The sequence below is a fragment of the Stenotrophomonas sp. GD03777 genome (assembly GCF_029842485.1).
Lineage (GTDB): Bacteria > Pseudomonadota > Gammaproteobacteria > Xanthomonadales > Xanthomonadaceae > Stenotrophomonas > Stenotrophomonas sepilia.
In genome coordinates this window covers 59996-70509 of the sequence record NZ_JAOCGL010000008.1, presented here as the reverse complement: position 1 = coordinate 70509, position 10514 = coordinate 59996, and the positions used below count along the sequence as shown (strand labels likewise).

Sequence of the window (10514 nt, the reverse complement as noted above, 5' to 3'; positions counted from 1 at the left end):
TTCCGGCGGTGACGGCGGGTCGACCGGCGGCTCCGGCGGCTGCGGCGGATCAATCGGCGGTTCCGGCGGCTCCGGCGGATCGACGGGTGGCACGTATTCCGAACGCAGGTACCAGTTGCCATCATCCGGGGTCGACACGCCGCCCTTGAACAGGAAGTAGTCGTAGGCACCGGCGACCGCGCGTCCCTGCAGGCTGAACTGTGCATCGGACTGGCCGCCAACGGTGATCAGGCGGATACCCTCCTGCGTCAGTGCACCGGCACCGCCGGCATTGCGCACGCTCACGCTGGCAGTGCCGCTGCTGTTGCCATTGATGACCAGCTGGTCGCCCAGCGAAGTGTCGTCACCCAGTGCACGGTTGAAGATCCACTGGCCCCCGTTGCCCACATAGTCGCCGCTGACAGTGACGGTCTTGAAGCCGCTTGCCCCCGGGGTATCGAAGGCGATGGTGCCGGCGTGTTCGAGCGCGCCGACGCTGGAACTGGCACGCACGTTCCACTGGCTGCTGCCATCCAGCGCAAGGTGTGCGACCTGGTAGCCGGAGTCGTTGCGCAGAGCACCGCTGAACGTGGTGCCGTTGCCCAGCACCATGCGTACGTCAGCCGTTGCGCTGTCGACCACCACGTCACCGCGCAGCGTGCTGGCGTCGGCGCTGAAGTCGATGCGGCTGGTCGCCACGCTGCTGCCATCGGTGAACACCGTGTCGCTGACGCGCAGCAGGCGCCCGCTGCCGTCGCCTGCGGTCACATCGCTGCCATTGACGGTCAACGCATGGTTGCTGCCCTGCAGCCAGAACGCGGCGCCGCTGGCGGTCTCGATGTGGCTGTCATTGAAGGTGGCGCGGTTCCAGTACGGGCCGAACGCGGTCAGGTAGGAGCGGTAGCCACCGCTGTTGCTGCCGGTCATGCGGATGTCCAGGCGATCGGCCTGGGTCAGCCGCGCGGTGTTCATGTGCACGATGCCGAACACGTTCTCGCCGTCGCCGCGGATCGCAACGGTGTCGAGCAGCGCGGTGGCGGTGGAGCCACCGATGAACACGCCGCCACCCCCGTTGCCGCGCATGTCGATCACGCTTCCGGTGGCTTCAATGCGGCTGGCGGTGCTGCCGGTGGAACCGGTCACGCGTACGCCATAGGTCGCATCGCCGTGCGTGGTGATCCGGCCGCCCTGCACGGTGGCGACACCGCCAGCGATCTCGACACCGTAGCCGTAGGTGTCGGTCCAGGTGTCGATGGTGCTGTCGGTCAGCTGCAGGCGCGACTCATCGCTGGCCAGCCAGAATCCGGAGTAGCCATCACGCACATCGAACGCGGCGTCGCGGGCGGTCAGCTGCCCCCAGCTGTTGATGTTCACGCCATAGCCGCCGACGGTGTAGAAGCTGCCGCCGTTGATCACTGCGCTGGAATAGGTCTTGCTGATGCGGCTGCCGAGCAGGCGCATGCTGCCACCCACCGAGTGCGCTTCCACGTTCTCCAGCAGCACGCTGCCACCACTGTCGATATCGAACCAGCCGCCTTCCATGTAGGTGTCATACAGCTCGGCGCGGCTGCCCGCGCCATCGACGGCAACGCCGGCGAGGATGCCACCGGGAGCGAGGGTGATGCGGCTGTTGCGGATCGTCAGCAGGCCCGCGCTGTCGGCGCGCAGGCGGGCACCACCGTCGGCGCTCATCTGCAGATCGGCCAGGTGCAGTTCACTGCCCTTGCCGGACGCACCGGCCAGCGCCGCACCGGTACCTGTCACTGAAAGACGGCCCCCGGTGTAACGGATCACGCCACCGTTGTAGGCCTGCACGCTGCCGAATCCGCTGCCGTTGCGCGTGGCATCGATATCGACATCGCGCGCATCGATCACGCTGCCGGCACCATTGGCATACAGTGCGTAGAAGCCCACGCCGGTAGCGGGTGCGATCGACATGGTGGCACCGCGCAGCTGCACCTGGCCGCCACTGGCAGCAGACACGGCGCTGCCATTACCGGTCACGTTGATGCGGCTGCCATCGATCAGTGCGCTGCTGCCAGCGCCGGTGACGGTCAGTGCGAAGCTGCCCGCGCCATGGGTGAGGACATCATCGGCACCCAGCTGCAGGTTGTTGCCGTCGCTGACCTGCAGGGGCCCGGTCAGATCGGCGGCGTGGACTGGCAGTGCCGCCCACAGGGCGGTTGCCAGCAGGCTGGGAAGGAGGGGAGCAGGCGCGAGGCGCGCGCGCCCGGACGCTCGGCGGCGCCGAGTGGGGGAGGCGTACATGCTGTTGGACTTCCTGTGGCAGGGCGCAGCAGGGCTGCGCGGACTGGCGCGGCAGGGCCGCGTCGCTGCGGAAGCCACACGCGATAGCAGCTGCAGGCGCCATCGGGCTTCCGTCCCCCACGGCGACGCGGTTGCTGCCGGCAGGCGCACCATGGCGGGATGCGTCCAGCCTAGAAATCGGCACTGTCCTATGGAATCAGGCGTTTCCTAAAGCCGTCGCAGGCCCTCGTACGGGGCCCGCAGGATTCAGCCTGGAGTGGGCCTCAGGCGAACAACGAGGCCTGCAGGCAGTACTCGATCAGTGCCTGGTCACTGTCCACGCCGAGCTTGCGCATCGCACTGATCTTCTGCGTGCTGACCGTCTTGGCGCTGCGCTGCAGCTGGCGTGCGATGTCGCCCACGCTCATGCCGCCGGTAAACAGCCGGATCACTTCCAGTTCGCGCGGCGACAGGCGTGCACGGACCGCATCGGCATCGGCTGGTTCGCTCGCCGCGACCGGCAGCAGGCCCGGTGGCCGGTAGACGCGGTCGGCCAGCACCACGCGCAGGGCCTGTACCAGGCTGCCCAATCCATGGCTCTTGAGCACGACGCCGCCGGCGCCGGCGGCATACATCGCTGCAACCAACGACGGATTGGACACCATCGTCAGCACCAGCAGGCGCGTCTCCGGGAAGCTGCGGCGCAGGAACGAGATCAGCTTGATGCCGTCACCGAAGCGGTCGCCCCCCGGCATGCTGTAGTCGGTGATCACGACCTGTGGGCGGGTGCGGGTCATCAGTTCGATCAGCGCCGCCGGGTCGGCCGCCTCACCCACCACGTCCAGGTCCAGTTCCCCGGCCAATACGTCGCGGATGCCGGCAAGCACGATCGGGTGGTCGTCGGCGATGAGGATCCGTGTGGTCATGGCAGGGTCGGGTCGTCAGGTGGGGAAGGGGAGGCCGCATCAAGCAGCGGATGCAACAGCTGTTCGAGGCGTCGCTGGAAGTGGGCAAGCGACGCCTCCTGGGTGGTCAGGTCATCGCCGCTCGCAAGGCTGTGCTCGATCTGCAGGCCGCTGTCCACCAGGGCGGGTGCGCCCACGATGACCAGTGCGCCACGGATGCGATGCAGTACCTGCACCACGCGCGCGGGATCGGCGCTGGCAATCGACTGGCGCAGGCTGTCCAGGTCGGCCTGCATGGTCTGCACGAACAACGCCTGCATCCTCGCGGGAACCTGCAGCGGGAGATCATCATCGCCCGTATCGGTGGATTCCGGTGCTTGCGATGGCGCGGGAACCGTTGCGTCGCCCCGGGTTATCCCGATCAGCAGGCGTTGCAGCGCTTCCAGCGTGATCGGCTTGACCAGCACGCCCTGCATGCCCGATTCCTGGCAGCGCTGGCGTTCGGCCGGGTCGGCATTGGCGGTGGCGCCGTGGATCGGCACGCTGACACCGCGCGCCCGCAAGGCGCGCGTCAGGCCATAGCCATCCAGCCCGGGCATGTTCAGGTCGGTCAGCACCAGCGCGAACTCGTCCTGCTGCCAGTAGCCCAACGCTTCATTGCCGTCGCTGGCGACCACGGCGCGGCAGCCGAGCTGTTCCAGCTGGTCGCGCAGGATCGCCTGGTTGATCGGGTTGTCCTCGGCCACCAGCACCTGCAGGCCGAAACGGCGCGTCGCCGGCAGGCGCCCTTCGGCGCTGGCCGCCAGCGGCTGGCCACTGGCGGCAGCCAACGCGAGCACGATCGCGTCGAACCGGTGCAGGCCAACCTGCCAGGCGCCATCGATCTGCCGTGGCCGCACGCCGCCGTCGCGGCAGGCAACCGCACGCGGTCCATCCACCCACCCGGGCAACGCGTCGCCCAGGACCAGGTCGAGCAGCACGGTGGACGACGGCAAGCCCGCCGCGCTTTCATCGCGGTACACGCTGGCCAGTGCACCGCGCTGCTGCAGGCGGTCGCACAGTGATTGGACCAGCTCGCGCACACCACCCCGCACCTGTACCTGCAGGCCCGCAGGCAACTGCGGCGCAGGAGATTGCTGCGGATCGGCCGGCGCCGGGGGCAGCGGCAGTTCTACGCTGAAGCTGCTGCCCAGGCCGCTCTCGCTGACCACGCGCAGCTGGCCTTCCATCAACGCCACAAGATGCGCGCAGATGGAAAGGCCCAGGCCGGTGCCGCGCATCGCATCGGTGCCCGGGTTGGCCTGGAAGAACGGCTCGAACAGGTGTGCCTGGTGCTCGCTGGCAATGCCGATGCCGGTATCGGCGACCTGCCACTGCAGCCAGCAGCGCTGCTCTTGCCAGCGTGCCGAGACGCGCACCACCACGCGTCCGCTGTCAGTGAACTTCAGCGCGTTGCTGATCAGGTTGTTGAGTATCTGGCGGATCCGTGCCGCATCACCGCACACCACGGACGGCACGTCGGCATCGATGCAGGCGTAGAACTGCAGCCCTTTGCTGGCGGCCGCGGCAGCATACGAGTCGAGCGCATCCTCGGTCAGATGCACTGGATCGAACGGGCTGGGTTCCAGGCTCAGTTGCCCGGCCTCGGCCTTGCTGACATCGAGGATGTCGCTGATCAGTTGCATCAGCGTCGAGGACGAACGCTGGATCGTCCCCAGGTAGTCCCGCTGACGCGCATCCAGTGGCGTGAGTCCGAGCAGTTCGAGGGTGCCGAGCACGCCGTACAGCGGCGTGCGGATCTCGTGGCTCATGGTGGCCAGGAACTGGCTCTTGGCCCGGTTGGCCTGGTCGGCGGCACGGCGCGCCTGCTGCAGCACCTGCTCGGCTTCGTGCTGGCTGCTGAGATCGATGAACAGACACAGCACCGCCGGCTCGCCGCGATAGCGCGCCGGCGTCGCGGTCACCAGCAGGTGGCGGCCTTCGGGCGTGGTGTAGGCCAGCCCATCGCCGAGCGTGGTGCCTCCAGCGGACAGCACGCTGCGCCGCCAAGGGCCATGCCAGCCTCCGCTGTGGTGGTCTTCGCCCAGCCAGCGGCGGGCGAGGGTGTTGTCCAGCAGCACATTGCCATCGGTACGGTGCAGCAGGCACAGCCCGATCGGCGCGTTGTCCAGGATGGTGCGGCTGAAGGCTTCGCTTTCCAGCAGCCGCGCGTGGTTGCTGCGCAGCGGCTCGATGACCGAACGCCGATACGCGCGCAGCACCAGCGTGCCACCCAGTGCCAGCAGCAGGGCCACCACCGTCGCACCGAGCAGCGGCCCCTGCGGGTGCTGGAATACCTGCCGCCAGCTGACGTGGTAGACCGCCAGCCAGCCGCGCTCGCTGCGCATGCGGAACTGCAGGCCTCCCAGGCCTGCCTGCCAGGAGGTGCCAGCGTTGCTGGCATCTGCAGCATCGCCCAGCAGGCGCTGGCCATCGGCATCGAACAGCGACAGCCGTTGGAACACCGGAACACCCAGCACCTGCCGGTAGTCATCGACGCGTGCCGGATCGAGCAGGCACGCCAGCGCGGCCTGCGAATCCTTGCCGTCCTCCCCCCACAGGCGCGCATCCTGCGGAGCGTGGGCGATGGCGAGCAGCCAGGTCTGCCGGTCGCGCCACGGCACGCTTACCCAGGCGATGCCGCCGCGCTGCAGCGTGGGCCGCGTACCCAGTGCGCGGTGGATGTCGGCGATCGCCGGTCGCAGGTGATGCGGGCTGTTCTGGCTTGCATCGGTACCGACGGTCTGTACCGGTGCCAGCAGCCCGCGTGTGCCCTGGCCATCGACCAGCAGGCATTGCGGTGGTGGGTAGCGCGAAGCGGACCAGAACGTGCCGTAGAAGCGCAGGAACCGGTCGCCCAGCTCGGTCGGTGGCGAACGACCGGCCCCCTCGCTCCCGATCACCGCGAAGTTGGCATACAACGGACCGCGTTGCAGTTCCACGCTGGCATCGGCAACCGGCTGGCCTCGTACGCCGACATCATGCAGCCGCCACTGGCGCAGGAAGCGCTCCTGCTCGCGCAACGTGCCGTCCAGGCGGCGGAAGTGGTACTCGATCTTGCTGCGCTCTTCGTTCAACAGTTGCGAGCCGGCCGACAGCAGCAGTCCGGCCTGCAGGGTCGCCAGCACCACCACGCCGATCAACAGGGCATGGACGCGGAGCGAGCGGCGAGCGAGTCGGCGTACAGGAGCGGCCTCGGCCGGCATGGCAGGTCTCAGGGCATGGGGCGGACATCGGCACCGGTGGCGGCGCGAAGTCCGCCGCTACTGCATAGACAGGATCATCAATGCCGCTTGATGTTTTTGTGAAGCCGTCGTGGAATCCGCGTCAGCGCAGGGCGGCCCGCGGTCTTTCGTCCAGTTGCGGTGCTTCCTCGTCCAGCAAACGGTTGAATTCGTCCGACGGCAGCGCCTGCGAGATCAGGAACCCCTGCACCTGGCTGCACCCTAACTGCCGCAGTGCGGCCAGGTCGGCATCACTTTCCACGCCCTCAGCCACGATGATCAGGCCCAGCTGGTTGGCCAGTGCGATCACCGTCGACAGGGTCAGGTGCAGGGCCGGGTCACGGGCGCAGCCACTGACCAGCGCGCGGTCGATCTTGACCTCGGTGAAGGGGGTATTGACCAGGTTGTGGACCGAGCTCAGGCCCTGCCCGAAATCATCCTGGGCCAAGCCGAAGCCCTTCATGCGCAGCCGGCAGGCACCGGCATAGAAGTCGCTGACGTGCCGCGTGGTGCTGTTCTCCATCAGTTCGAAGCACAACTCGCCGGGCGTCCCGCCGTGGGCCAGGGTCAGCGCCAGCAGCTCATCGGGCAGGTCCGACTGCTCCAGCAGATGAGGCGGCAGGTTGATCGACACCGGTACCCGGAAGCCCTGCTTGCGCCAACGCGCCTGTGCGCTGATGCTGGCCTTGAGCATCATCCGCAGCAGGTCGCCCTCCAGCCCGTAGCGGCAGATCGCCGGCAGGAAGCTGCCGGCGGCCAGCGTGCCCAGCTGCGGGTGGCGCCAGCGCACCAGTGCTTCGGCCGCCACCACCCGTCCGGACTGCAGTGACTTCTTGGGTTGGAACCACGCCGTCAGGCTGCCATCGGCCATCGCCTGGCGCAGCTGCGACGCATCCGGTTCGGGGACTGCCGCTGCCGCGAGTGAGGGGGCCTTGTCGGTGGCCGGGCGCGCCTGCGCCAGCGCCTCGAACAGCGCGTCCACGTCGGCGGCCGCCACCGGCTTGGGCAGCAGGCCGATCACATCCAGCCCCAGCGATTCGGCCATCAGCCGTGCCGAGGTCATCATCCGCCGCGGGGCCGCGCTGACCACGGCAAGGCGCGGCGGGCGTGGTTGCGCCGCCAGTGCCTGGATGAACTGGATGCCGTCCTGCCCGGGCATCAGCAGGTCACTGACCACCAGGTCGTAGGGCTGGCAGGCACACAGTGCGATGGCGGCATCCACGTCTTCGCAGGCATCGACCTGGACACCGGCGCGGCTGCCGAACAGATTGGCCAGGAAACCACGTTGGAAGGGCTGGTCTTCCAGGATCAGGACGCGCTGGGTCATGCGGGGTCTCCTTGGCGCAGGGTGGTGAGCGCCTTGCGCAGGCGGGCGATGTCGACGGGTTTGCTGAGGTAGCCCTGCATGCCACTGGCCAGGCAGCGCTCGCGCTCTTCGGCGGTGGCATTGGCGGTGGCGCCGATCACCGGTACCGGGTTGCCGTTATCGCGCAGCTGGCGGGCCAGCGCGTGGCCGTCCATGCGCGGCATGTTGATGTCGGTCACCACCAGATCGAAGCACTGCTCGCGGCACCGCTGCAGCGCTTCCATGCCATCCTGTGCCAGCTCCACGTCGCAGCCGAGGGTGCGCAGCTGCTCGGCCAGGATCACCCGGTTGATCGGGTTGTCCTCGACGGCCAGCACGCGCAGGCCCAGAGGCATCGGTGGTGCCGTGCGCGTGGCCTCCGGCTGCGCCGCGCGCTGCTGCTGCACGCTGGCCAGCGCCTTGCCGATCGCGGTCATGCCGTGCAGGGTCACCACCAGGCTGCCGTCGGCGGCAGTGATCGGCTGGTCACCGCCCTCGATCGATGCCACCACTCGCGGGCCCGACCAGGCCAGCGGCATCCCGGCTTCGCCATCCATCAGGATCGCGCCGTCATGGTCCAGCAACGCCGGGTCACCAAGCAGGGGCTGCGCGTTGGCGCCCCAGCGACACAGCCAGCCACAGGCACTGTCGACCAGCTCGCGGTCGCGGCCGCGCACCAGGATCGGTGGTTCCGGCAGCAGTGTGGGGCCATCCTCGGCAGCGGCCAGCACCGGCAACGGCAGGCGGACGCTGAAGCTGCTGCCCAGCCCGGGTTCGCTCACCACCTGCAGCTCGCCGCTCATCAGGCGTACCAGGCGGTCGCTGATGGACAGGCCCAGGCCGGTGCCCTGCGCGCTGGCTGCGCCGCGGACCTGGCGGAACGGTTCGAACAACCGCGCCTGTTCCTCCGCAGCGATGCCCACGCCGGTATCGGTCACCTGCCATGCCAGCACGCTCGATTCACCTTCGCGCTGCACCTGGCGCACGCGCAATACCACCCGGCCATGCTCGGTGAACTTGATCGCGTTGCTGAGCAGGTTGCCCAGCACCTGGCGGATGCGGTCGGCATCACCGAGCACCCGTGTCGGCAGGCGCGGATCGGTACAGACCAGGATCTGCAGGCCCTTGCAGGTGGCCGACGCGGCGAAGCTGCGCAGCACGCTCTCGGTCAGCTCGCGCGGCGAGAACGCCGTCGGCTCCAGACTGAGCTGTCCTGACTCGATCTTGGAAACATCCAGCACATCGCTGATCAACTGCAGCAGGACCGACGAGGAACTCTCGATGGTGCGCAGGTACTGCGACTGCCGGGCGTCCAGCGAGGTGTGCCCCAGCAGCTCCAGCGTGCCCAGCACGCCATACAGCGGGGTGCGGATCTCATGGCTCATGGTGGCCAGGAACGCGCTCTTGGCCTGGTTGGCCGCATCGGCGGCCTGGCGTGCCGACGACAGTGCGGCCTGTGCCTGGCGGTGCCGGGAAATATCATGGAAGACGCATAGCAGCACGTCATCGCCCTGGTAGCGGCAGGCCGCGTGCAGCACTTGCAGCTGGCGCCCATCGCGGGCGGTGAATTCAAGTCCACGCCCGCGTTCGCCGGCATGTCCGCGCCATGGTGCCTGCCAGTCGCTGTGTTCGCCTTCTTCGCCGAGCCAGTCGCGCAGCAGCTGGTTGGAGAGCAGCAGCGCGCGGTCGCTGCGGCGCAGGACGCAGATGCCGACCGGCGCCATGTCGATCACCGTCGAACTGAAGTCCAGGTTCTCCAGCAGGCGGCGGTGCTGCTGCAGGGCCGGCTGGATCAGCTGGAGGTCAACGCGATGCCGTAGCAGGCGCAGCGCAACACCGGCCAGCAGCAGCAACAGCACGCAGACCAGCAGGGGCACGGCCAGGTCGCCCAGCAGCAGCGGCGGCGGCAGGTGGTAGACCAACCGCCAGCCGTCATTGCCGACACTTTTCACCAGCGCTACGCCGCGCGGCAGGCCGCCGCTCCACAACGTGCCGAAGCTGTCGTCCTGGCGCTCCCGCAGGGTCTTCCAGCCCGCACCATCCAGCCGCGGTGCCTGGCTGGACAATGCAGGCTGCCCCGCACGGTCGAGCAGCGCGTAACCGCCAATGCCCTGGCCGTCGATCATGCTCGCCGCCGCCGCGCCATCGAGCAGCAGCACCAGCCACTGCGCCGGTTGGGGGCCCGCCTGTACCGGCTGCGCCAGCGCAACGCCACTGTCACCCGGCCGCAGCCAGTACACCGGGTCTGCACCCTGGAGGCTGCCGCTGCGTGCCTGCAGCGCACGCAGTGATGGCAGGTGCACCAGGTCGACGTCGACCTCGCCCCCGGCCAGCCAGTGCGCGCCGCGTGCATCGATCAGCAGCAGATGCGTCTGCAGTGCCTGCAGCGTGTGCTCGGCGCGCGCTGACAGCAGCAGCCGCTGGCCCGGCTGGCCACCGGGACCATCCAGCGGCAGCTGGCGCACGCCCTCGCTGTCTGCGGCCGGTGCATCCGGGTTGCCGGCCAGTACCGAATCCCCCAGGTAGCGCAGCAGGGCTTCGCGCTGGTCGAAATAGATCTGTGCCTTGTAGGCCGCTGCATTCATCTCGCGGCGATGGGTCGAGATGTCTTCGGTGAATGCCGTGAGCAGGTAGAACCCGGCCGCGGCGGCCAGGCAGATGAAGACGCAGACGGTCAGGCAGCGCAGCAACACCGACGCGGTGGTCGATGGCACGGCCTGCTGCAGCGAAGGGCGGGGAAAGCGGAACATGCAACGATGCTAGGGAGCGGCGCTG

Annotated in this window: 5 protein-coding genes; all 5 read right to left on the bottom strand. The window is 68.6% G+C overall.

All coding sequences use genetic code 11. The annotated features are described in order from the left end of the window. Nucleotides 1-2247 (bottom strand): autotransporter outer membrane beta-barrel domain-containing protein (locus N5E02_RS03830; RefSeq protein WP_279945845.1); only part of this gene is annotated, 2247 nt, incomplete at its 3' end. 263 nt (nt 2248-2510) lie between these two features. Then, the gene (locus N5E02_RS03825; protein WP_279945844.1) at nt 2511-3152 is read right to left on the bottom strand and encodes a response regulator; all 642 of its coding nucleotides are present in this window, start codon (nt 3150-3152) and stop codon (nt 2511-2513) included. Further along, nucleotides 3149-6376 (bottom strand): hybrid sensor histidine kinase/response regulator, encoded by a 3228-nt coding sequence (locus tag N5E02_RS03820; protein ID WP_279945843.1) that lies wholly within the window; start codon nt 6374-6376, stop codon nt 3149-3151. The genes N5E02_RS03825 and N5E02_RS03820 overlap by 4 nt, the downstream gene beginning before the upstream one ends. A 121-nt stretch (nt 6377-6497) precedes the next feature. Next, entirely contained in the window at nt 6498-7721 is a 1224-nt protein-coding gene (locus N5E02_RS03815) for an EAL domain-containing response regulator (RefSeq protein ID WP_088496492.1), read from the bottom strand. Then, nucleotides 7718-10489, bottom strand: a complete 2772-nt coding sequence (locus N5E02_RS03810; RefSeq protein ID WP_279945842.1) for a response regulator — start codon at nt 10487-10489, stop codon at nt 7718-7720. Before N5E02_RS03810 ends, N5E02_RS03815 begins: the two co-directional genes overlap by 4 nt. Between the last annotated feature and the right edge of the window lie 25 nt (nt 10490-10514).

Excerpts from the sequence above, each read along its gene's own strand:
- N5E02_RS03815 (WP_088496492.1), bottom strand. The coding sequence starts at position 7,721 with ATGACCCAGCGCGTCCTGATCCTGGAAGACCAGCCCTTCCAACGTGGT.
- N5E02_RS03820 (WP_279945843.1), bottom strand. The coding sequence starts at position 6,376 with ATGCCGGCCGAGGCCGCTCCTGTACGCCGACTCGCTCGCCGCTCGCTC.
- N5E02_RS03825 (WP_279945844.1), bottom strand. The coding sequence starts at position 3,152 with ATGACCACACGGATCCTCATCGCCGACGACCACCCGATCGTGCTTGCC.
- N5E02_RS03810 (WP_279945842.1), bottom strand. The coding sequence starts at position 10,489 with ATGTTCCGCTTTCCCCGCCCTTCGCTGCAGCAGGCCGTGCCATCGACC.